Consider the following 22,676-nt stretch of genomic DNA (forward strand, 5'->3'; position numbering starts at 1 on the left):
CATCCCGGTTCCCGACCGGTCACCGGTGCGCGGCGACCCACTCCGGGTCGAGCTCACCGCGCGCGACGAGGACCGCCGGCCCGCGCAGGTCGACGTGCCCGTCGGCCCGCTCGGTGCCCTGCAGCCGCCCGCCCGGCACGTCGATGCGCCACGAGCGCCGCTCGTCGTCCTGCGGACCGAGCCCGGCGCGCCGGCGCGCCGCGACGAGGACCGCCGCGGCGCCGGTGCCGCAGGAGCGGGTCTCCCCCACCCCGCGCTCGTGCACCCGCAGCGCGACGTGCGCCGGGCCGCGGTCGACGACGAACTCGACGTTGACCCCCTCGGGGTAGCTCCCCTCGGGGCCCACGACCGGCGCCTCGCGCAGCGCCCCCGCGTGCGCGAGGTCCTCGACCTGCGCGACCGCGTGCGGGTTGGGCATGAGGACGCCGAGCGCCGGCCAGCGCCGGCCCGCCGCGCTCACCTCGACCCGGGCCAGGCGCTCCGGCAGCTCGGCGGCCCCCATGTCGACCGTCACGGTGCCGTCGTCCTCGAAGCGCACCCGCTTCGTGCCGCCGCGGGTGGCGACCGCGAGGTCGCCGGGGCCGGCCAGGCCGGCGTCGACGAGGTAGCGGGCGAACACCCGCACCCCGTTGCCGCACATCTGCGCGACCGACCCGTCGGCGTTGCGGTAGTCCATGCACCACTCGGCGGCGCCCGCCTGGTCGGCGACCTCGGGCACGTGCACGGTGCGCACCACCCGCAGGACGCCGTCGCCGCCCACCCCCGCGCGCCGGTCGCACAGGGCCGTGACGAGCCGGGCGCCCAGGTCGAGCTCTCCGTCCGGGTCGGGCACGACGACGAAGTCGTTCTCCGTGCCGTGGCCCTTGGCGAAGGGGATGCCGCGCATGCCGGCGATGCTACGGCGGCCGGGCGCCGCGCCCCGCCGTGGTCCTGCGCGGACGGCGGCGCCCCTGGAGGAGCACGGGCCGCCGGCTGAGGACGGCACCGGCACCGCTGCACCATCCGCGCACGATCACGGCAGGGACCCGGCCACCTCGGCAGGGACGCAGGGCGCCGCGACCCGCTCGGCCTCCGCCCCGGACCCCGGTGCGCCCGGCGCAGGAGCCGGGCGCACCGGCGCGCTCAGCGCCGGGGCCGCACCACCATGGCGCTGCCGCCGCCGCGGCGGACCGGCTCGGCGGCCGCGACGAAGGTGCCGTCGCGGCGGATCTCCACGCCGGCGGCGGCACCGATCTCGGCGGTCTCGGTGAACGCGTGCCCCAGGCGCTGGAGGCGACCCGTCGGGAAGCCCGGCTCGGCGCTGACCGTCGCGGTGTTGCGCTGGCTGGCCCGCGGCGCCGCGATGGCCCGCGGCAGCGTCATGCCGAGGTCGATGCGGTTGACGAGGGTCTGCAGCACGGTCGTGATGATCGTCGAGCCGCCGGGCGACCCGACCGCGAGGACCGGCTCCCCGTCGCGCAGGACGATCGTCGGCGACATCGAGCTGCGCGGGCGCTTGCCGGGCCCGGGCAGGTTGGGGTCGGTGCCGCCGATCGCCGCCTGGGTGTCGGTGAAGTTGAAGTCGGTCAGCTCGTTGTTGAGCAGGAACCCGCGCCCGGGGACGACGATGCCGCTGCCGCCCGTCTGCTCGATGGTCAGCGTGTACGCCACCACGTCGCCCCACCGGTCGGCGACGGTGAGGTGCGTCGTCGACAGGCCCTCCTGGTCGCCGCCGGCGGCCTCCGCCGTCGCGCAGCCGCCGTCGCCGTACGGGTCGCCGGGCAGGACCGGCTTGGGCAGCGCCCGCCGCGGGTCGATCAGGCAGGCGCGGGTCGCGGCGTAGTCGTCGGAGAGCAGCCGCTGCAGCGGGACGTCGACGAACTCGGCGTCGCCGACGTACGCCCCGCGGTCGGCGAAGGCCAGCGCGCTCGCCTCGAGGTAGCGGTGCAGCACCTGCGTGCGGTCGAGCCGGCGCAGCGGGGAGCGCTCGAGGATGTTGAGCGCCTCCCCGACCGTCGAGCCGCCGCTCGAGGACGGCGCCATGCCGTAGACGTCGTACCCGCGGTAGCCGACGACGGTGGGCCGGCGCAGCGGGGCGTCGTACGCCGCCAGGTCGCTGCGCTGCATGAGCCCCGGGCGCACCTCGCGCTCGACCCCGGGGGCCACCGGCGGGCGCTGCACCGTGCGCACCACGTCGCGGCCCAGCGCCCCGCGGTAGAGGACGTCGACCCCCTGGCGGGCCATGAGGTCGTAGGTGCGCGCGAGCTGGGGGTTGCGGAAGACGCTGCCGACGCGCGGCAGCTCGCCGCCGGGCAGGAAGAGCCGCGTCGTGGAGGTGAAGTCGCGGAACCGGGCCTCGTTGTCCGCGGTCTGCTGGCGGAACGTCTCGTCGACGACGAACCCCTCGCGGGCCACCTCGGTCGCGCCCTCGAGGGCCTCGGCCAGGCTGAGGGTGCCCCACCGGTCGAGCGCCTCGGCCCAGGTGGCGGGGGTGCCGGGCACGCCCACCGAGAGCCCGGAGGACACCGCCTCGGCGAAGGGGATCGGCTGCCCGTCCTGGACGAAGGCGTCGGGTCCCATCGCCAGCGGCGCGGTCTCGCGCCCGTCGACGGTCTGCACCCGCCCGGTCGAGGCGTCGTAGTGCACGAAGTAGCCGCCGCCGCCGATGCCCGCGCTGTAGGGCTCGGTGACGCCGAGGGTCGCCGCGGCGGCCACGGCGGCGTCGGCGGCGGTGCCGCCGGCGCGCAGCACCTCGACGGCCACGCGCGAGGCGTCGGGGTCGACCGTGGCGACGGCACCGCCCGCGCCCCGGGCGACCGGCTGCTTCGGGACCTGCGGCGCTGCTGACGCGCGCGGTGCGCCCGGTGCGCCCGGTGCGCCGGGCGCACCGGAGGCGGGCGCCGCGCCCGTGCCGGCGAGCAGCCCGGCGGCGAGGACGGGCGGGACGAGGACCGCGAGCGTGCGGCGTAGCGGCCGGTCGGGTCGGAGGGGCATGCGCGGGCTCCTTCGCGTCGGGGCGGGTGGCTCCGGGTGCGCCGCATCATGCTCCTGGGGTCCGACAGCGCGGTAGGCCCGGCGGGTCGCGGGTAGGCCGTGGGCCATGCGCTTCGTCGTCGCCGGTGCCCACGGCAAGGTCGCCCAGCAGCTCGCCCGCCTCCTCGTCGCCCGCGGCGACGAGGTCGTGGGCCTCGTGCGCTCCCCCGAGCACCTCGACGACCTCGCGGCGCTCGGCGTGCGCCCCCGGCTCGTCGACCTCGAGGCGGCCTCCGTCCCCGAGGTCGCCGAGGTGCTCGAGGGCGCGGACGCCGCGGTGTTCGCCGCGGGCGCCGGGCCCGGCAGCGGTGCGGCCCGCAAGGACACCGTGGACCGCGGCGCGGCGGTGCTGCTCGCGGACGCCTGCGAGCGCGCCGGCGTCCGCCGCTACCTCCTCGTGTCGTCGGTCGGGGTCGAGTCGGTGCGCGACGGCGCTGAGCCGGAGGGCGTCGAGGAGGTCTTCCTCGCGTACCTGCGCGCCAAGCTGGCCGCCGAGGAGGACGTGCGCGCCCGCGACCTGGACTGGACGGTGCTGCGCCCCGGCGCCCTGACCGACGCACCGGCCACCGGCCGGGTCCTGCTCGAGGGGTCGGTGCCGCGGGGCGAGGTCCCGCGGGCCGACGTGGCGGCGGTGCTCGTCGCCCTCGCCGACACCCCCGGCACGGCCGGGCAGGTGCTGGAGCTCGTCGGCGGCGAGGAGCCGGTCGAGGACGCCGTGCGGCGGGCCGCCGCCGGCTGAGCGCCGGCCCGCGCCGCGCGGTCGGGTCAGCCCGCGACCAGGGCGAGGGCGCGCTCGCGCAGGTCGGGGGCGTCGTGCGGCAGCCAGGCGACGCGCGGGTCGCGCCGGAACCACTTCTCCTGGCGGCGCGCGAAGCGGCGCGTCGCCCGCACGGTCTCCTCCCGTGCCTCCTCCTCGGTGCACCCACCGGCCAGGAACCGCAGGACCTGCGCGTAGCCCAGGGCGCGCGAGGCCGTGCGCCCCTCCCGCAGCCCCGCGCGCTCCAGCGCGCGCACCTCCTCGACCAGGCCGGCCGCCCACATGCGGTCCACCCGCCGCGCGATGCGCTCGTCCAGCACGGGGCGCGGCACGTGGAGGCCGAGCTGCACCGCCGGGAGCGCGTACGAGGGCTCCGGCAGCGCCGCGACGAAGGTGCCGCCGGTCAGCTCGACGACCTCGAGGGCCCGCACGACGCGCCGGCCGTTGCTCGGCAGGATGCGTGCGGCCGCCTCCGGGTCGAGCGCGGCGAGCCGCGCGTGCAGGGCCCCGCTCCCCTCGCGCTCGAGCTCCCCCTCGAGGCGGGCCCGCAGCGCCGGGTCGGTGCCCGGGAACTCCAGGTCGTCGAGGGCCGCCCGCACGTAGAGCCCGGAGCCGCCGACGAGGACGGCCCGGCGCCCGGCCCCGTGCAGCCGGGCGACCACCGCGCGCGCCGCGCGCTGGTAGCCGGCGACGTCGGCCGGCTCCCGCGGGTCGAGCACGTCGAGCAGGTGGTGCGGCACCCCCCGGCGCTCGGCGGCCGTGAGCTTCGCGGTGCCGACGTCCATGCCGCGGTAGAGCTGCATGGAGTCCGCGTTCACCACGTCGCCGTCCAGCGCGAGCGCGAGGTCCACCCCGAGGTCCGACTTGCCCGCGGCGGTGGCGCCGACGACGGCGACGACCGGCGGGCCCCCCGCGTCCGTCCGGGCGGCGCTCACCCCTGCGCCCACGAGGCGACGAGGTAGCTGACCCCGAGGGGCGCCGCGTGCAGCCCGAGGTCCGCGCGCCAGCGCCCCCCTGCCGCGGCCCCGGCCAGCGCGTGCCAGGCCGGCACCCCCGCGGCGAGCAGCTCGTGCCCGAGGGCGGGGTCGAGGGCGGCCAGGGCCGCCGGGTCCCCGCTGCCCAGCGCGGCGGCGCACGCGGCGTCCCAGTCCGCGGCCCGGGGGTCCACCCAGCCGGGCGAGCGCTCGGTCGTGCGCGCCGACCCGTCACCCGCGGCGAGGAGCGCGACGCGGGGCGCGGCCGCGGCCAGCGCCTCCCCGGCCGCGCGCCAGGCGCCCGGCGCCCCGGCGGGGTCGAGCTCCTCCAGCAGCGGGTCCCCGTCGGCGCCCGCCCGCCCGAGCAGCCACCGCCCGACCGTCAGGCTCAGCGGCAGCACGGGCGGCCCGTCGCCGCCCACGCGCACCGGGAGGCCGTACGGGGCGAGGGAGCCGGCGGCCGACGCCGGGTGGCGTCGCGCGGCGGTGCCGGCACCGACGACCGCGACGACGTCCGGCCCCGCCGCCAGCAGGCGGCCCACCGCCCCGAGCGCGGCCCCGCGGACCGCGGCGAGCACGTCCTCGCGCCCGGACAGGCCGGGGACGAGCAGCGGCGGGTGCGGGACGACCGCGGCGGCGACGAGCACCCGCCGAGCCTAGGTGCGCGGGCGCGCCGGCAGCGCGCGGACCGGTCCGCGCGAGAAGAGCGCGCGGGACGTGTAACGCCGGCGGGCGGGCCGCCGATGGAGGGGGTGCCGGCCCGGGAAGTCGAGGGTCTCGGCCGCGGGGCAGGAGGGTGGGGGGTCACCCTCCTCGCGGTCGGGGGGGAGCCCGCGAGGGGGCCCAGGCCGGCAGCAGTCCCGGAGGGGGATCGCAGGGCCCCGGCGCCGACGAGGCGCCGGGGCCCTCGCGCGTCCGGGTCTCGTGCGTCCGGGCTCTTGCGCGTCCGGGGCCTCCCCGCGCCGCGGGGCCGGCCCTAGCGCTCCGCGGCGCGCGCGGCGGCGTCGAGGTCGTCGGCGGTGCTCAGCAGCCGGCTGCCCAGGACGGCCTCGGACGGCTCGCGCGCCTCGTCGTGGCCCGAGGACCCGCCGCGGCCCGCCGCGACGACCCGGCACAGGGCCGCCCCGCGGTGCAGCGCCGCGGTGAGGTCGCGGGCCAGGGCGCCGCGGACGAGGTCGTCGGCGAGCCGGCACACGTCGTCCGGGGACGCGTGCGCGGGCAGGCCGAGCACCGTGGTCGCGACGTCGGCGTGCACGCGCCCGGCGGCGAGCAGGCGCGCCGCCTCGTCCGGGCGCGAGCGCAGCCAGGCCTGCAGGAGGTAGAGGACGCGCAGGCCGCCGGCGACCGTCCCGGACTCGGCGTGGCGCCACGCGGCGTCGAGGTCGGCCAGGCCCACCTCGTCGGCCAGGCGGACGAGGCGGTCGACCTGCGCGTCGCCGCCCCGCGACGCCGCCTCGAGCAGGGTCCGCGCGAACGACTCGGCCGCGGCGCGGCGGTCCTCGGCCAGCGTCGCCGGGTCCGGCCCGGTCGGCGCCAGGCGCTCGGGCACGTGCGGCAGCGGCACCGGGCGGTGCGGCCGCTCCGGCCCGCTCACGCGCCCGCCCTCAGCCGCACGCCGTCACCGCGGGCAGCGGGGCGGGCACCCCGACGGAGGGCATGCCGAGGCCGACCGCGCGCCGGGCCGGCGCGCCCCGGCGGGCGGCCCAGGCGTCGCCGGCGCGGGTCCGCCGCAGCGAGCGCGGCGCGCCGTCGGCGACGAGGTGGTGCGGCGCGGCGTACGTCACCTCGACCTCGACCACGTCGCCCGGGCGCGGGTCGGTCGCGCCCGGCGCGAAGTGCACCAGGCGGCCGTCGCGCGCCCGGCCCGAGCGCCGGGCGGTCGCGCCGTCCTTGCGCCCGTCGCCCTCGCTCACGAGGACCTCGAGCGTGCGCCCCACCTGCGCGCGCCCCTCGGCCCAGGACACCTCCTCCTGCAGGGCGGCGAGGCGGGCGTACCGCTCCTTGACCACGTCGGCGGGGACCTGGTCGGGCAGCGTGGCGGCGGGGGTCCCGGGGCGCGGGGAGTACTGGAAGGTGAAGGCGCTCGCGAAGCGGGCCTCGGCGACGACCTCGAGGGTCTGCTCGAAGTCCTCGTCGGTCTCCCCGGGGAAGCCGACGATGACGTCGGTCGTGATCGCCGCGTCGGGCATGGCGGCGCGCACCCGGTCGATGATCCCGAGGTAGCGCTCGCGCCGGTACGAGCGGCGCATCGCGCGCAGCACCCGGTCCGAGCCGGACTGCAGCGGCATGTGCAGCTGCGGCATGACGTTGGGGGTCTCCGCCATCGCCGCGATGACGTCGTCGGTGAAGTCGCGCGGGTGCGGGCTGGTGAACCGGACCCGCTCCAGGCCCTCGACCTGCCCGCAGGCCCGCAGCAGCTTGCCGAAGGCGAGGCGGTCGCCGAACTCCGCGCCGTAGGAGTTGACGTTCTGCCCGAGCAGCGTGACCTCGAGGACGCCGTCGGCGACGAGCGCCTCGACCTCGGCGAGCACGTCGCCAGGGCGCCGGTCGCGCTCGGTCCCGCGCAGGCTCGGCACGATGCAGAAGGTGCAGGTGTTGTTGCAGCCGACGCTGATCGACACCCAGGCGCTGTACGCGGAGTCGCGGCGGGTCGGCAGCGTCGACGGGAAGACCTCGAGCGCGTCGAGGATCTCGACCTGGGCCTCCTCGTTGTGCCGCGCCCGCTCGAGCAGCGCGGGCAGCGACCCGATGTTGTGCGTGCCGAACACGACGTCGACCCACGGCGCCCGCCGGGTGATCGTGTCGCGGTCCTTCTGCGCCAGGCAGCCGCCCACGGCGATCTGCATGCCGGGCCGCGCGGCCTTGACCGGGGCGAGGTGCCCGAGGTTGCCGTAGAGCTTGTTGTCCGCGTTCTCGCGCACCGCGCAGGTGTTGAAGACCACGACGTCGGGCGCGCCGCCCGCGGGCGCGCGCTCGTAGCCCGCGTCCTCCAGCAGGCCCGCGAGCCGCTCGGAGTCGTGGACGTTCATCTGGCACCCGTAGGTGCGCACCTCGTACGTACGCGACACGACCGACGATGGTACGTGCCGCGGGTGGCAGCCGGCCGTGACGAGACCGTGACGAGTGCCTGCGTGACTGGCCCTGCCGGTGCCGGTACGTTCCGGGCCATGACCGACAGCGCGCCGGCCGGCAGCACCGTCCGCTCGACCCCGGGGCGCCCGCTCGTCGTGCTCGAGGGCGTGGACAAGCACTTCGGCGCCCTGCACGTGCTGCGCGACATCGACCTCACCGTCCACGAGGGCGAGGTCGTCGTCGTCATCGGGCCGTCCGGCTCGGGCAAGTCGACGCTGTGCCGGACCATCAACCGGCTCGAGCCGATCGACGGCGGGCGCATCACCCTCGACGGGGAGCCGCTCCCCGCGGAGGGCAAGGACCTGGCCCGGCTGCGCTCGGACGTGGGGATGGTCTTCCAGTCCTTCAACCTCTTCGCGCACAAGACCGTGCTGGAGAACGTCACGCTCGGCCCGGTCAAGGTGCGCAAGGTGCCCAAGGCCGAGGCGGAGCAGCGGGCCCGGGCCCTGCTCGACCGCGTCGGCATCGGCAACCAGGCCGACAAGTACCCCGCCCAGCTCTCCGGCGGGCAGCAGCAGCGCGTCGCCATCGCCCGCGCGCTGGCGATGCAGCCCAAGGTCATGCTCTTCGACGAGCCGACCTCCGCGCTCGACCCGGAGATGATCAACGAGGTCCTGGACGTCATGACGGGCCTGGCCCGCGACGGCATGACCATGGTCGTCGTCACCCACGAGATGGGCTTCGCGCGCCGCGCGGCGCACCGCGTCGTCTTCATGGACGCGGGCCAGGTCGTCGAGCAGGCGACCCCCGAGGAGTTCTTCACCAACCCCCGCAGCGACCGGGCGAAGGACTTCCTCAGCAAGATCCTCAGCCACTGACCGTCGACGAGAGGCAGCACCATGCTCCGACGTACGACCCCCGCCCTGGCCGCCGCTGCGGCGCTCGCCCTCGCCCTGTCCGCCTGCGGCGGCGACGACGAGGGCGACGGCGGCACCGCCGCCCCGGCACCCGAGGAGGACGTCTCCTTCGAGGCCGGCACGACGATGGCCGAGCTCAACGAGGCCGGCTCCATCACCGTGGGCACCAAGTTCGACCAGCCGCTGTTCGGCCTGGCCAACCTCGAGGGCGAGCCCGAGGGCTTCGACGTCGAGATCGCCAAGCTCATCGCCAGCAAGCTGGGCATCGGCGAGGACGGCATCGAGTGGGTCGAGTCGGTCTCGGCCAACCGCGAGCCGTTCCTGCAGCAGGGCCGCGTCGACATGGTCGTCGCCACCTACACGATCAACGACGAGCGCGACCAGGTCATCGACTTCGCCGGGCCGTACTACGTCGCCGGCCAGGACATCCTCGTGCCCGAGGGCAACCCGGAGGGCGTCCAGGGCCCCGAGGACCTCGCGGGTCTCAACGTCTGCTCGGTCAGCGGCTCGACGCCCGCGAGCAACATCCAGGAGAACTACCCCGAGGCCGAGCTCACGCTCTTCGACGCCTACACCGACTGCCGCGACGCGCTGCAGAACGGGCAGGTCGACGCCGTCACGACGGACAACGTCATCCTCTCCGGGTACGTCTCCCAGGCCGAGGACGAGTTCGACCTCGTCGACGCCCCGTTCACCGAGGAGCCGTACGGCATCGGCATCCCCCAGGGCGACACCGCCTTCTGCGAGTTCATCAACGAGACGCTGCAGGAGGCGTACGACGACGGCACCTGGGCGGAGATCTTCGAGTCGACCGTCGGCGAGGTCATCGAGGAGACCCCCGAGCCCCCGACGCTGAACGACTGCGGCGGCGGCGCGGCCACCCCGGCCGAGACCCCCGCCTCCTGACCCTCCCCTAGCACCCGAGGAGGACGCGTCCCGTGAACGTCGTGCTCGACAACCTCGACGTCTTCGTCGACGGGTTCCGGACGACGGTCTCGCTGACGCTGCTGTCGGCGCTCGGCGCGCTCGTCCTCGGCACCATCGTGGCCGCGATGCGGGTCGGCCCCGTCCCACCCCTGCGGTGGGCCGGGGCCGCCTACGTCCAGGTCGTCCGGAACACCCCGCTGACGCTCGTCTTCTTCTTCTGCGTCTTCGGCCTGCCCGAGGTCGACGTCATCCTGAGCTTCTACCAGTTCGCCGTGGTGGCGCTGAGCGTCTACACCGGGGCGTTCGTGGCGGAGGCGCTGCGCTCGGGGATCAACTCGGTGCCGGTCGGGCAGGCGGAGGCGTCCCGCTCGCTCGGGATGACGTTCTCCCAGACCCTGGGGCTGGTCGTCCTGCCGCAAGCCGTGCGGGCGGTGATCCCCCCGCTGAGCAGCATCTTCATCGCGCTGCTGAAGAACACCTCGATCGCGTACGCGTTCGGCGTCTTCGAGGCGATGCAGGCGTCGTACCGCCTCGTCAACGACTTCGGCTCGGCGGTGCTGTGGATCCTCGCGACGACCGCGGTGATCTACCTCGTCCTCGCGCTGGTGTCGAGCGCGGTCTTCTCCTGGGTCGAGCGACGGGTGGCGATCGCGCGATGAGCACCAGCACCCTCTACGACGTCGCCGGGCCGCGGACCCGCCGGCGCATCCTCGTCGGCAGCCTCGTCGGCACCGCGCTGCTGGCCGTGCTCGTGGCGCTCGCGGTGCAGCGGCTCGCGGCCAACGACCAGTTCGACCCCGAGCTGTACGAGCCGTTCTTCCAGGAGCCCCAGCTCTACGACCGGCTGCTCACCGGCATCCTCGGCACGCTGGAGGCGGCGGGGTACGCGCTCGTCCTCGCCCTGGTGCTCGGCACCGTGCTCGCCGCGGGGCGGCTGTCGTCGACGCCGCTGCTGCGGGTGCCGTCGCGGCTCGTCGTGGAGTTCTTCCGCGGCGTCCCGCTGCTGCTGCTGATCTTCTTCTTCTACCTCGGCTTCCCGCGCGCCTTCGGCATCAACCTGCCCTCGCTGTGGGCGCTGGTCTTCGGCCTCACGCTCTACAACGGCGCGGTCATCGCGGAGATCATCCGGGCCGGGGTGCTGTCCCTGCCGCGGGGCCAGCGCGAGGCCGGCGTCGCGATCGGCATGTCCGACGGGCAGGTCATGCGCACGATCCTGCTGCCGCAGGCGTTCCGCACCATGCTGCCGGCCCTCATCAGCCAGCTCGTCGTGCTGCTCAAGGACACCTCGCTCGGCTTCATCATCGTCTACGGGGAGCTGCTGCGGATCGGCCAGCAGCTCATCCAGTTCTTCGACAACCCGGTGCAGATGTCGGTGGTCCTCGCCGCGATCTACATCACGATCAACGCGCTGCTGTCCCGGCTCGCGACGTACGTCGAGGGCCGGCAGCGGCGTGGCCGCGGCGGCGGTCCCTCGGCCGCGGCGCCCGCCCCCGCGCCCGGCGGCGACCGCGCGCCCAGCACGGTGGGCCTCGGCCCGGGGCCGGGCCAGGGCTGAGGGCGCGGACCGAGGCAGGGGGTCAGCGCGCGACAGCGGTGGCCCGGGACTCGCGCACCACGACCACCCGCACCTGCCCGGGGTAGCTGAGCCCGTCCTCGACCTCGCGCGCCACGTCGCGGGCGAGGACCCGGGCGGCGTCGTCGTCGACCACGTCGGGCAGCACCATGACGCGCACCTCGTGCCCGCCCTGGACGGCGTAGGCGCGCTCGACGCCCGGGTGCGCCAGCGCGATGCCCTCGAGCCGGTGCAGCCGCTCGGCGTGCACCTCGTGCCCCTCGCGCCGCGCGCCGGGCCGGCCGGCGCTCAGGGCGTCCGCGGCCTGCACGAGCACCGCCTCGGCGGTGCGCGGCTCGACCTCCCCGTGGTGCGCCTCGATCGCGTGCACGACGTCGGGGTGCTCGCCGCAGCGGCGGGCCGCCTCCGCCCCGGCGGCGGCGTGACCGGTGGGCGTCCCCGGCGTCGCGGTCAGCGCCTTGCCGAGGTCGTGCAGGAAGGCGCCCCGCGCCACCGGCGCGGGGTCCAGCCCGACCTCGGCGGCGAGCACCGTGGCGAGCCGCGCCGTCTCGACGAGGTGCCCGAGCACGTTCTGCCCGTACGACGTGCGCAGGTGCAGCCGGGCGAGCAGACCCACGAGCTCGGGGTGCAGGTCGCCCACCCCGACGGCGAGCAGCGCCTCGTCGGCGGCGCGCCGGCAGTCCTCGTCGACCGCGGCGCGGGTGCGCTCGACCTGCTCCTCGATCCGCTGCGGGTGGATGCGCCCGTCCGCGACGAGGGCGGCCAGGGCGTGCCGGGCCACCTCGCGCCGCACCGGGTCGAAGCAGGACACCAGCACCCGGCGCGGGGTGTCGTCGATGACGACGTCGACGCCCGTCGCCGCCTCGAACGCCCGCACGTTGCGCCCGTCGCGGCCGATGACCCGGCCCTTGACCTCCTCGGCGGGCAGGACCACCTGCGCGGTGACCGCCGGGACGGCGGCTGCCGGGACGACGCGCTGCACCGCCTGCACGACGACCTCGCGGGCGCGGTCCTGCGCCTCGGCGAGCAGCCGCCGCTCCAGGGACCGGGCCGCGGCCTCGGCTTCGCGCCGCGCCGCGGGGGCGGCCTGCGCGACCACCTCGGTGCGCGCCTGGGCCGCGGTGAGACCGGCGGTGCGCTCGAGCAGCGCACGCTGCTCGCGCTCGGCGGCCCCCAGCGCCCGCTCGCGCGCGTCGAGGGCGTCGAGGCGCGCCTGCAGGTCGGCGCGCTCGGCCCGTAGGTCCTGCGCCGCCCGCGCCGCGGCACGTGCGGCCGAGGCGGTCTCGGCGCCGAGGCGCTCCTCCCGACCGGCGAGGCGCTCCTCGCGGCGCTCGAGCTCCGCGCGCTGCCCCGCGAGCAGCTCGCGGGCCAGCCGGAGCTCGTCGGCCGCCGACGCCGCGCGGCGCTCGTCCGCGAGGGCCCGCTCGCGCACGGCACGGGCCTCGTCCTCGGCCCGGCGCAGCACCTCCGCCGCCCCGTGGCGGGCACTGCGCCGCAGCAGGGCCGCCCCCACGAGCGCACCGAGCAGTGCCCCGACGAGGACGGCGAGCAGCAGCAGCGCACCGCCCCCGGCGACGGACAGCCCCTCCACCGCTCCTCCCGCTCCCCCGGGCCGGCTGCGCCGGTGGCAGGGCTCGGGGCCGCCGCCCCTGCTGGGGCACCGCGGGCGGGCGGGGCTCCGGCGCGCCGTCCTGGCCGCACGCTAGGCGCGGCCCGTGAGCCGGTCAAGGACTGCGCGGCCGGCGCGGGACTGCGCGCTCGCGCCGGCCGCGCGCCGCTCAGGGCGTGTCGAGGGCCTCCGGCGCGACGTCCCCGAACGGGTCGTCAGCGCCCTCCCCGCTCCCGCCGAGGAGTCCCTCGGCGTGCTCCGCGTCGAGCGCCTCGCGCACGACGGCCGCGGCGAGCCCCCCGGGGTAGCCCTTGCGGGCCAGCATCCCCGCGGTGCGCCGCACCCGGGCGTCGCGGTCGAGCCCGCGCGTCGCCGCGAGCTTGCGCTGCGCCAGGCGCAGCGCGGTCGCGCGCTCCTCGTCCGGGTCGAGCCCGTCGAGGGCCTCGGCGGCCACCTGGTCGTCGACGCCGCGCCGGCGCAGCTCGTGCCCCAGCGCCCGTCGCCCGAGCCCGCGCACGCCGTGCCGCGAGCGGACCCAGCCCTCGGCGAACGCCGCGTCGTCGACGAGGCCGACCTCGGTGAGGCGGTCGAGCACCCGCTCGGCCACGTCCTCGGGGACGTCGCGCCGGGTGAGCGCCTCGGCGAGCTGCCCGCGGCTGCGCGGGCCCATGGTCAGCTGGCGCAGGCAGATCGACCGCGCAACGGACTCGGGGTCCGCGTCGGGCGTCAGGTCGGCGGGGGTGCCGGGGACCGGGGCATCGGCGCCCCGGTGCCCCCGGTGCCCCTGGCCCCCGCGACGGGCTCGGGGCGCCACCGGCTAGAAGTCGACCGGCGCCGGCAGGTCGTCGGCCGGGGCGTCGATGCGCGGGCCGACCCCCAGCTTCTCCTTGATCTTCTTCTCGATCTCGTCGGCGAGGTCGGGGTTGTCGCGCAGGAAGGCGCGCGCGTTCTCCTTGCCCTGGCCGAGCTGGTCGCCCTCGTACGTGTACCAAGCGCCGGACTTGCGCACGAAGCCGTGCTCCACGCCCATGTCGATGAGCCCGCCCTCGCGCGAGATGCCGACGCCGTAGAGGATGTCGAACTCCGCCTGCTTGAAGGGCGGGGACATCTTGTTCTTGACGACCTTGATCCGGGTGCGGTTGCCCACCGGGTCGGTGCCGTCCTTGAGCGTCTCGATGCGGCGCACGTCCATGCGGATCGAGGCGTAGAACTTCAGCGCCTTGCCACCGGTCGTCGTCTCGGGCGAGCCGAAGAAGACGCCGATCTTCTCGCGGAGCTGGTTGATGAAGATCGCCGTGGTGCCGGTCTGGTTCATCGCACCGGTGATCTTGCGCAGGGCCTGGCTCATGAGCCGGGCCTGCAGGCCCACGTGGCTGTCGCCCATCTCGCCCTCGATCTCGGCGCGCGGCACGAGCGCGGCCACCGAGTCGATGACGATGATGTCGATCGCGCCGGAGCGGATGAGCATGTCGGCGATCTCCAGCGCCTGCTCACCGGTGTCGGGCTGGGACACCAGCAGGGCGTCGGTGTCGACGCCGAGCTTCTTCGCGTACTCCGGGTCGAGCGCGTGCTCGGCGTCGATGAACGCCGCGATGCCGCCGGCGCGCTGGGCGTTGGCCACCGCGTGCAGGGCGACCGTCGTCTTGCCGGAGGACTCCGGGCCGTAGATCTCGACCACGCGCCCGCGCGGGAGCCCGCCGATGCCCAGCGCCACGTCGAGGGCGATGGACCCGGTCGGGATCACCTCGACCGGGGCGCGCCCCTCGTCGCCGAGGCGCATCACCGAGCCCTTGCCGAACTGCCGCTCGATCTGCGCCAGGGCGCTGTCGAGCGCCTTGCCGCGGTCCGCTCCTGCTGCTGCCATGTGCACCGTCCCGGATCGGGTCGTCGTCTTCGCCACGTCGAGGACGCTAGGGCCGCCGTCCGACAGCTTCGCGCCACCGCCCCCGGCCTGTGGACGAGGGGCCGCGGCGCACCCTGTGGACGACCCGTGCGGGACGCCCGGCGGGCGCTCGTCGCCGCGGCACCACCGAGACTAGCCCGAACGCGTGTTCGACCGCCGCCGCGACACGCCGGTCAGCCCCAGCGCGAGCACGGGCAGCACCGCGAGGGCGGCCACCGCGTTGAGGCCCGGGTAGCCGACGAGCCCCAGCAGCGCCCCGGCCCCCGCCCCGCCCACCGCCCCCGCCAGGTTCATGACGAGGTCCGCGGCGCCCTGCACCCCCGGGCGCTCGGGCACCGGCACCGAGGCCGCCAGCAGCGCCGAGCCCGCCACGAGCGCGCACGACCAGCCCAGGCCGAGCAGCAGGAGCCCGAGCCCCAGCGGCGCCCACGCACCGGCGTGCGCGCCGCGGCCGGCCCCGCCGCCGGACCCGGCGGCGGCCACCGCCGTGGCGGCGAGCAGCACGAGCATGCCGAGCAGCAGCACCCGCGGCGCCCCCGAGCGGTCGACGAGCCACCCCACCAGGGGCGAGAAGGCGTACATGCCGGCGATGTGGCCGCTGATGACCAGGCCCACCACCTCGATCGACGCGCCGTGCCCGTCGGAGGCCATGTGCACGGGCGTCATGGCCATGACGGCGACCATGACGAGGTGCGCCACGGCGACGCCCGCCAGGGCGAGGGTCGCCGCCGGCGAGGCGCGCACCACCGCCAGCGAGGCCCCGAGGCGCGGGCGCGGCCCGGGCCCCGCCGGCGCCCCCGCGACCCGGCGCGCCAGCACGAGCGGGTCGGGCCGCAGCAGCGCCCCCACCACGGCCGCGCCGGCGGCGAACGAGGCGACGGAGAACACGACGGGACCGGCGAGCCCGGGCAGGCCCAGCCGCCCGGCGACCGCCTCCCCCGGCCCGGCGAGGTTCGGCCCCAGCACGGCACCCACCGTCGTGGCCCACACGACGAGGCCGAGCGCCCGCCCGCGGGTGCGGTCGTCGGCGAGGTCGGTCGCGGCGTACCGCGCCTGCAGGTTCGCCGCGCTGGCCGCGCCGAACAGGACGCACCCGAGGAGCAGCAGCGCGAAGCCGTCGACGGCGGCGGCCACGAGGAGCACCACCGCGCCGGCGCCGCCGACCAGCCAGCCGGCCGCCAGCCCGGCGCGCCGCCCCGAGGCCGCGGTCAGGCGGGCCAGCGGCACCGCGGCCAGGGCGGCGCCCAGCACGGTGCCCGTGGTCGCCAGGCCCGACAGCCCCGCGGAGCCGGACACCTCCTCGGCCAGCAGGCCGTTCGCGGCGATCCCGCTGGCGACGCCCACGCCGCCGAGCACCTGGGACGCGGCGAGGACGCGCACCGTCCGGCGCTGGACGGCCGCGACGCCGGCGGCCTCAGCCGTGGGCGGTGACACCGGCGATCTCGTCGTTGCGGAACGCCTCCACGAACAGCCCGTGGTCGCGCCGCACGCGCCGCGAGTAGTCCAGCCCGAACCCCACCAGGTCCTCCGCGAGGTCCTCGCCCCGGTCCCCCACCGCCGCGGCGATGGCGTCCTCGGTCTGGAACGGCACCAGCGACTGGTCGGAGTCCTCGTCGGACACGCTGTGGACCTTCGCCGTGGCCCGCCCGAGCTGCTCGACGACCGGCAGCAGCTGCTCGGGGTCGGCGAGGTCGCCCCAGTCGAGGTCCTCGACGTACGGCGACAGCTCGCTCACCACGAAGCCCGTCCCGCGCACCTCGGTCCAGCCGAGCCACGGGTCGGCGTGCGCCTGGAGGGCGCGCTGCGACACGGCGGTGCGGTGCCCGTTGTGCCGGAAGTAGCCGCGGACCCGCTCGTCCTCGACGTGCCGGGACAGCGCCGAGGTGGCCCCCTGCTTCATCGAGAGCACGACGTCGTTCTCCAGGGCCTGGCTGCGGCCCTCCACGAGCACGTTGTACGCCGGCAGGCCCGCGCTGCCGATGCCGAAGCCGCTGCGCCCCACCACGTCCTTCACGGCGAAGCTGACGCTGGCCGGCACCCCGCCCTGCTGGGCCGGCACCGTGCCCACGTACGCCTCGAAGGCGGCCACCACCTCGGCGCGCTCGTCCTCGTCGAGCCGGCGCACCCCGGCGCCCTCGCGGAAGCGGCGCTCGTGCCCGTCGACGTACGTGGTCCGAGAGAGCAGGTCGTCGCGGGTCGACAGGCGGGCGCGCTGCAGGACGTCGAGCAGGGGGCCGCGGGCGGTGTCCAGGCGCAGCGCCCACTCGTGGTCGCGGTCGCTCTCGACGAACCAGCGCACCTGGTCGACGTACGCCCGCGCGTAGGTCCGGACGAGCTCGGCGATGACGTCGTCGGGCAGCGCCTTGGACCACCCCAGCAGCCCCAGGCTCGCCGCGAGCCGCCGCAGGTCCCAGGTGAACGGCCCGAGGTACGCCTCGTCGAAGTCGTTGACGTCGAAGATGAGGACGCCCTGCCCGTCCATGTACGTGCCGAAGTTCTCCGCGTGCAGGTCGCCCTGGACCCACACCCGCGAGGTGCGCTCGTCGAGCCACGGGTCGTCGAGCCCGGCCACGTCCTCGTAGAACAGGCAGGCGCTGCCCCGGTAGAAGGCGAAGGGGTCGGCCGCCATCTTGCGGAACTTCGTGCGGAAGGCCAGCGGCGAGCCCGCCATGAGCTCGCTGAAGCACCCCGTCAGCACCTCGACGATGCGCCCCCGGCGCTCGTCCGCGTCCCGTCCCGCCTCGACCACCGCTGCCGCTCCCTCCGCCGGTCCCGGGGCGAGCCTAGGGGCGCGCGGCCGCCCCGCGGCCCCGGTCGGCGGAGCCGGGGTCGGCGGAGCGGGGCGAGCCCGGGTCAGCGCAGCCGGGCCGGCACGTCCATCTCCGCGCACACCGCCCGCCACACGTCCTTGGCCGGCTCGCCGTCGGCGAGGGCCTGCTCGACGGTGCGCTGGCCGAGGGCGGCGAGGACGTGGTCGCGGGCGAAGGGGTCGGTGAGCGGGCCGAAGTGCTCGCGCATCCGCTCCCAGAAGACGGTGAGGCGCACCCGACCAGCGTGCCACGGCCCGCCCCGGCTCCCGCGCGCGTCCTGTCGGTGGTCGGGTCCAGGATGGCCCCGTGCCCGGTACCGCCGTCCTCGAGCGCTTCTCCCCCGCCACCCGCGCCTGGTTCGAGGGGGCGTTCGCCGGCGCCACGGCGGCCCAGCTCGGGGCGTGGGAGGCGGTCGCCGACGGCGACGACGCGCTCGTCGTGGCGCCCACGGGGTCCGGCAAGACGCTGGCGGCGTTCCTCTGGTCGCTCGACCGGCTCGCCTCCTCGCCGCTGCCGGAGGACCCGCGGCGGCGCTGCCGCGTGCTCTACGTGTCGCCGCTCAAGGCCCTCGCCGTCGACGTGGAGCGGAACCTGCGCGCGCCCCTCGTCGGCATCCGGCACGCGGCGGTGCGCCTCGGCCTGCCCGAGCCGGAGGTGCTCGTGGGCACGCGCTCCGGCGACACCCCGGCCGACGAGCGGCGCCGCTTCGGCACCCGCCCGCCCGACATCCTCATCACCACGCCCGAGTCGCTCTTCCTCCTGCTCACGTCGCAGGCGCGCGAGTCGCTGCGCGGGGTCGAGACCGTCATCGTCGACGAGGTGCACGCGGTGGCCCCCACCAAGCGGGGGGCGCACCTGGCGCTGAGCCTGGAGCGGCTCGACGCGCTGCTCGAGCGGCGCGCCCAGCGCATCGGGCTGTCCGCGACGGTCCGCCCGGTCGAGGAGGTGGCGCGGTTCCTCGGCGGGGCGCACGACGTGCGGGTGGTGCAGCCGCCGGCGCAGAAGACGGTCGAGCTCGAGGTCGTCGTGCCCGTCGAGGACATGCGCGAGCTGGGGCAGCCGGGCGGCGAGGTGAGCGGGTCGGCCGCGGGCGACGAGCAGCGGCAGTCGATCTGGCCGCACGTCGAGGAGCGCATCGTCGACCTCGTCGACGCCCACCGCTCGACGATCGTCTTCGCCAACTCCCGCCGGCTCGCCGAGCGGCTCACCACCCGCCTCAACGAGATCGCGACCGAGCGGGCGTACGGCGAGGCGCTGCCCGACCCGGGGGCGCCGGCGCAGGTCATGGCCCAGGCGGGGGCGAGCCGCGGGGCCCGCGACGACGGCGGCTGGGTCGAGGTCGCGCGGGCCCACCACGGCTCGGTGTCCAAGGAGCAGCGGGCGCAGATCGAGGACGCGCTCAAGGGCGGGCGCCTGCCCGCCGTCGTCGCCACGAGCTCGCTCGAGCTCGGCATCGACATGGGCGCGGTCGACCTCGTGGTGCAGGTGGAGTCGCCGCCGTCGGTGGCGAGCGGGCTCCAGCGGGTGGGCCGGGCCGGGCACCAGGTGGGCGCCGTCTCGCGCGGGGTGATGTTCCCGAAGTACCGCGGCGACCTCGTCCAGACCGCCGTGGTGGCCGAGCGGATGCGCGACGGGCGCATCGAGGCGATGCGCTACCCCCGCAACCCGCTCGACGTGCTCGCGCAGCAGGTCGTCGCCATGGTGGCGATGGAGGACTGGGACGTCGAGGAGCTCGGAGCGCTGGTGCGCCGCGCCGCGAGCTTCGCCGCGCTGCCGCAGTCCGCGCTGGAGAGCGTGCTGGACATGCTCGCGGGCCGCTACCCCTCCGACGAGTTCGCCGAGCTGCGCCCGCGCCTGGTGTGGGACCGCGTCACCGGCACCCTCAGCGGGCGCCCCGGCGCGCAGCGCCTCGCCGTCACCAGCGGCGGCACGATCCCCGACCGCGGGCTCTTCGGCGTGTTCCTCGTGGGCGAGCGGGCCTCGCGGGTCGGCGAGCTCGACGAGGAGATGGTGTACGAGTCCCGCGCCGGCGACGTGTTCACGCTGGGGTCGACGTCGTGGCGGATCGAGGAGATCACGCACGACCGGGTCCTCGTCTCCCCCGCCCCCGGCCAGCCCGGCAAGCTGCCGTTCTGGCACGGCGACGCGCTGGGCCGCCCGCTGGAGCTGGGACGCGCCCTCGGCGGCTTCGTGCGCGAGCTCGGGCGCCTCGACCACGACGCGGCCCTGGAGCGGGTGCGGGCCGCCGGCCTGGACGCCTGGGCGGCGGACAACCTCGTGGCGTACCTCGAGGAGCAGCGCGAGGCGACGGGGCACGTGCCCGACGACCGGACCATCGTCGTCGAGCGGTTCCGCGACGAGCTCGGCGACTGGCGCGTCGCGATCCACTCGCCGTTCGGCGCCCAGGTGCACGCCCCCTGGGCGCTGGCCGTGGGGGCCCGCCTGCGCGAGCGGTTCGGCATGGACGTGCAGGCGATGCACTCCGACGACGGCATCGTGCTGCGCCTGCCCGACACCGACGACGAGCCGCCGGGCGACCTCGCGGTCCTCGGGCCCGACGACGTCGAGGCCGCCGTGACGGCCGAGGTCGGGGGCAGCGCGCTCTTCGCCTCCCGCTTCCGCGAGTGCGCGGCGCGCGCGCTGCTGCTGCCGCGGCGCGACCCGACCCGGCGCACGCCGCTGTGGCAGCAGCGCCAGCGCTCGGCCCAGCTGCTGTCCGTGGCGAGCGGCTACGGCTCGTTCCCGGTGGTGCTCGAGGCGATGCGCGAGTGCCTGCAGGACGTCTTCGACGTGCCGGGCCTCGTCGAGCTCATGCGGGACGTGGAGGCGCGGCGGGTGCGCCTGGTCGAGGTGGAGACGCCGTCGCCGTCACCGTTCGCCCGCTCGCTGCTCTTCGGCTACGTCGCGGCCTTCATGTACGAGGGCGACTCCCCCCTCGCGGAGCGGCGCGCCCAGGCGCTCTCGCTCGACGCCACGCTCCTCGCCGAGCTGCTCGGGCAGGCGGAGCTGCGCGAGCTGCTCGACGCCGACGCGCTCGTGCGCACCGAGTCCGAGCTGCAGCGCCTCGCCCCCGACCGGCGGGCCCGCGGCGTCGAGGGCGTCGCCGACCTCCTGCGCCTGCTCGGGCCGCTGACCCCCGAGGAGGCCGCGCAGCGCGTGGACGAGCCCGCCTCGGCGGCCGGCTGGCTCGAGGACCTCGAGCGGGCCCGCCGGGCGGTGCGGGTGCGCGTCGCCGGCGAGGAGCGGTTCGCGGCCGTCGAGGACGCCGGCCGACTGCGCGACGCGCTGGGCTCGCCCCTGCCGGTCGGGGTGCCCGAGGTGTTCCTCGAGCCCGTGCGCGACCCGCTGGGCGACCTCGTGGCCCGCTACGCGCGCACCCACGGGCCGTTCACCGCGGACGACGTGGCGCGCCGGCTGGGCCTGGGCGTGGCCGTCGTGCAGGGCGCGCTGACGCGCCTCGCCGCGACCCGGCGCGTCGTCGAGGGCGAGTTCCGCCCGCTCGCGCTGCTCGAGGGCCCGGACGGGCCCGGGCGCTCGGGCGGCACGGGGGGTGCGGGGGGCACCGAGTGGTGCGACGCCGAGGTGCTGCGGATGCTGCGCCGCAGGTCCCTCGCGGTGCTGCGCAAGGAGGTCGAGCCGGTCCCGCCGACGGCGCTGGCGCGGTTCCTCCCGGGCTGGCAGCACGTCGGGTCGGACCTGCGCGGCGCCGACGGGGTGCTGCGCGTCGTCGAGCAGCTGCAGGGCGCCCAGGTGCCGGCCTCGGCCCTGGAGCGCCTCGTGCTCCCCTCGCGGGTGCGCGGATACACCCCGGCCCTGCTCGACGAGCTGACGGCGAGCGGCGAGGTGCTGTGGGCCGGCGCCGGGTCCCTGCCCGGCGGCGACGGCTGGGTCGCCCTGCACCTCGCCGACACCGCCGAGCTGCTCCTGCCGCCCCTCGACGACGAGCCGCCGGACAGCCCGCTGCACGTGGCCGTGCTCGACGCGCTGGGCGGCGGCGGGGCGTACTTCTTCCGCCAGCTCTCCGACGCGGTCGGCTCGACCGACGACCAGGCGCTGGTGGGCGTCCTCTGGGACCTCGTGTGGTCCGGGCGGGTCACCAACGACACGCTCGCCCCGCTCCGCGCGCTCGTGGGCTCCCGGCCGGGCCGCTCCGCCCCCCGCGCGCCCCGGCGGGCGCGCCCGGTGCGCCCCGGCCGCGCGGGCGCGGGGCTGGGCCGTCCCGCACTGCCGAGCCGCACCGGCCCGCCCACCGCGGCGGGGCGCTGGTCCGCGCTGCCGGCGCGCGACCCCGACCCGACGCGGCGCGCGCACGCGCAGGCCGAGGTGCTGCTCGAGCGCCACGGGATCGTCACCCGGGGCGGCGTCGTCGCCGAACGGGTCCCGGGCGGCTTCGCCGCCGCGTACCGCGTGCTGTCCGCGTTCGAGGAGACCGGGCGGGCCCGGCGCGGCTACTTCGTCGAGGGCCTGGGCGCCGCGCAGTTCTCCACCGCGGGCGCGGTCGACCGCGTGCGCGCGGCGGCGCGGGCCGCCGAGGAGGCGCGCGACGCCCGCTCCTCGGTGGCCGACGGCTCCGACGGACCCGCTCCCGGCGCCCTGCCCTTGGCCGCCTGGGCGGACGGCCCGCTGCCGGGCGGGCTCGTCCGCGGGGGCGGGTACGGCGGGGGCGGGCACGGCGGCGGGTACGGCGGCGGGTACGGCGGGGCGGGGGGCGCGCGCCGGCGGCGCGGCGGCGAGGAGGACGCGCTGCCCGGCACGCACGTCCTCGCGGCCAGCGACCCGGCGAACCCGTACGGCGCCGCGCTGGCCTGGCCGACCCGCGGCGAGGAGGCCGGCGGGCACAAGCCCGGTCGCAAGGCCGGCGCCGTCGTCGTGCTGCACGAGGGCGAGCTGGTCCTCTACGTCGAGCGGGGCGGGCGCTCGCTGCTCACCTGGAGCGAGGACCAGGACGTGCTGCGGCCCGCCGTGCAGGCGCTGGCGGCCGCGGTCCGCGACGGCGCGCTCGGCCGGCTGACGGTGGAGCGGGCCGACGGGACCGGGGTGCTCGACTCGGCGCTGGGCGGAGCGCTCGAGGCGGCCGGGTTCCACGCCACGCCCCGGGGGCTGCGGCTGCGGGCCTGAACGG

General features: G+C 77.2%; 18 protein-coding genes. 6 read left to right on the plus strand and 12 right to left on the minus strand.

Translation table 11 applies throughout. The features are described from left to right. Nucleotides 1–19: 19 nt before the first annotated feature. Nucleotides 20–886 carry a diaminopimelate epimerase gene (dapF, locus tag D5H78_RS09620; protein ID WP_119950217.1) on the minus strand — a complete coding sequence of 289 codons (867 nt, stop codon included), beginning with the start codon at nucleotides 884–886 and terminating at the stop codon, nucleotides 20–22. 236 nt (nucleotides 887–1,122) lie between these two features. Continuing rightward, nucleotides 1,123–2,973, minus strand: a complete 1,851-nt coding sequence (ggt, locus tag D5H78_RS09625; RefSeq protein ID WP_119950219.1) for a gamma-glutamyltransferase — start codon at nucleotides 2,971–2,973, stop codon at nucleotides 1,123–1,125. A gap of 106 nt (nucleotides 2,974–3,079) precedes the next feature. On the opposite strand from ggt, the gene D5H78_RS09630 reads away from it, so the two are divergent. Then, entirely contained in the window at nucleotides 3,080–3,751 is a 672-nt protein-coding gene (locus tag D5H78_RS09630) for an SDR family oxidoreductase (RefSeq protein WP_119950221.1), read from the plus strand. Between the two features lie 26 nt (nucleotides 3,752–3,777). Here D5H78_RS09630 and miaA read toward each other — a convergent pair whose 3' ends face one another. The 4 genes from miaA to miaB form a co-directional block, all read right to left on the minus strand. Continuing rightward, nucleotides 3,778–4,704 (minus strand): tRNA (adenosine(37)-N6)-dimethylallyltransferase MiaA, encoded by a 927-nt coding sequence (miaA, locus tag D5H78_RS09635; protein ID WP_119950319.1) that lies wholly within the window; start codon nucleotides 4,702–4,704, stop codon nucleotides 3,778–3,780. Next, complete coding sequence (locus D5H78_RS09640) at nucleotides 4,701–5,390, minus strand: class III extradiol ring-cleavage dioxygenase family protein (RefSeq protein ID WP_119950223.1); 690 nt, start codon at nucleotides 5,388–5,390, stop codon at nucleotides 4,701–4,703. The genes miaA and D5H78_RS09640 overlap by 4 nt, the downstream gene beginning before the upstream one ends. A 329-nt stretch (nucleotides 5,391–5,719) precedes the next feature. Further along, nucleotides 5,720–6,337, minus strand: a complete 618-nt coding sequence (locus D5H78_RS09645; RefSeq protein WP_119950225.1) for a hypothetical protein — start codon at nucleotides 6,335–6,337, stop codon at nucleotides 5,720–5,722. Between the two features lie 10 nt (nucleotides 6,338–6,347). Further along, nucleotides 6,348–7,811 (minus strand): tRNA (N6-isopentenyl adenosine(37)-C2)-methylthiotransferase MiaB, encoded by a 1,464-nt coding sequence (gene miaB, locus D5H78_RS09650; protein WP_119950226.1) that lies wholly within the window; start codon nucleotides 7,809–7,811, stop codon nucleotides 6,348–6,350. A gap of 99 nt (nucleotides 7,812–7,910) precedes the next feature. Here miaB and D5H78_RS09655 point away from each other — a divergent pair, with 99 nt between their 5' ends. Genes D5H78_RS09655 through D5H78_RS09670 form a run of 4 tightly spaced genes read left to right on the plus strand, consistent with a single transcriptional unit; the run spans nucleotide 7,911 to nucleotide 11,214 of the window. Next, nucleotides 7,911–8,693: an amino acid ABC transporter ATP-binding protein gene (locus D5H78_RS09655; RefSeq protein WP_119950227.1), complete on the plus strand. Its 783-nt coding sequence runs from the start codon at nucleotides 7,911–7,913 to the stop codon at nucleotides 8,691–8,693. A 21-nt stretch (nucleotides 8,694–8,714) separates the two neighbouring features. Beyond that, nucleotides 8,715–9,638, plus strand: coding sequence for a glutamate ABC transporter substrate-binding protein (locus D5H78_RS09660; protein WP_119950228.1), 924 nt, complete (start codon nucleotides 8,715–8,717; stop codon nucleotides 9,636–9,638). A gap of 32 nt (nucleotides 9,639–9,670) precedes the next feature. Next, nucleotides 9,671–10,318 (plus strand): amino acid ABC transporter permease, encoded by a 648-nt coding sequence (locus D5H78_RS09665; RefSeq protein ID WP_119950229.1) that lies wholly within the window; start codon nucleotides 9,671–9,673, stop codon nucleotides 10,316–10,318. Continuing rightward, nucleotides 10,315–11,214 carry an amino acid ABC transporter permease gene (locus D5H78_RS09670; protein WP_119950230.1) on the plus strand — a complete coding sequence of 300 codons (900 nt, stop codon included), beginning with the start codon at nucleotides 10,315–10,317 and terminating at the stop codon, nucleotides 11,212–11,214. Before D5H78_RS09665 ends, D5H78_RS09670 begins: the two co-directional genes overlap by 4 nt. Before the next feature lie 22 nt (nucleotides 11,215–11,236). On the opposite strand, the gene rny is transcribed toward D5H78_RS09670, so the two are convergent. From rny to D5H78_RS09700, 6 genes are all read right to left on the minus strand, one after another. After that, complete coding sequence (rny, locus tag D5H78_RS09675; protein WP_119950231.1) at nucleotides 11,237–12,823, minus strand: ribonuclease Y; 1,587 nt, start codon at nucleotides 12,821–12,823, stop codon at nucleotides 11,237–11,239. A 187-nt stretch (nucleotides 12,824–13,010) separates the two neighbouring features. Further along, nucleotides 13,011–13,511, minus strand: a complete 501-nt coding sequence (locus D5H78_RS09680) for a regulatory protein RecX (protein WP_119950320.1) — start codon at nucleotides 13,509–13,511, stop codon at nucleotides 13,011–13,013. A 147-nt stretch (nucleotides 13,512–13,658) separates the two neighbouring features. Next, the gene (recA, locus tag D5H78_RS09685; RefSeq protein ID WP_119950232.1) at nucleotides 13,659–14,705 is read right to left on the minus strand and encodes a recombinase RecA; all 1,047 of its coding nucleotides are present in this window, start codon (nucleotides 14,703–14,705) and stop codon (nucleotides 13,659–13,661) included. 171 nt (nucleotides 14,706–14,876) lie between these two features. Beyond that, a complete protein-coding gene (locus D5H78_RS09690) occupies nucleotides 14,877–16,178 on the minus strand; it encodes an MFS transporter (RefSeq protein WP_119950233.1) in 1,302 nt (433 codons plus the stop codon). Continuing rightward, complete coding sequence (locus D5H78_RS09695) at nucleotides 16,159–17,493, minus strand: DUF2252 domain-containing protein (protein WP_218566438.1); 1,335 nt, start codon at nucleotides 17,491–17,493, stop codon at nucleotides 16,159–16,161. Before D5H78_RS09695 ends, D5H78_RS09690 begins: the two co-directional genes overlap by 20 nt. A gap of 104 nt (nucleotides 17,494–17,597) precedes the next feature. Then, nucleotides 17,598–17,789: a DUF3046 domain-containing protein gene (locus tag D5H78_RS09700; protein ID WP_119950234.1), complete on the minus strand. Its 192-nt coding sequence runs from the start codon at nucleotides 17,787–17,789 to the stop codon at nucleotides 17,598–17,600. 71 nt (nucleotides 17,790–17,860) lie between these two features. Here D5H78_RS09700 and D5H78_RS09705 point away from each other — a divergent pair, with 71 nt between their 5' ends. Beyond that, entirely contained in the window at nucleotides 17,861–22,672 is a 4,812-nt protein-coding gene (locus D5H78_RS09705) for an ATP-dependent helicase (protein ID WP_119950235.1), read from the plus strand. The last annotated feature ends 4 nt before the right edge of the window (nucleotides 22,673–22,676 follow it).

This window comes from Vallicoccus soli (assembly GCF_003594885.1).
GTDB classification, from domain to species: domain Bacteria; phylum Actinomycetota; class Actinomycetes; order Motilibacterales; family Motilibacteraceae; genus Vallicoccus; species Vallicoccus soli.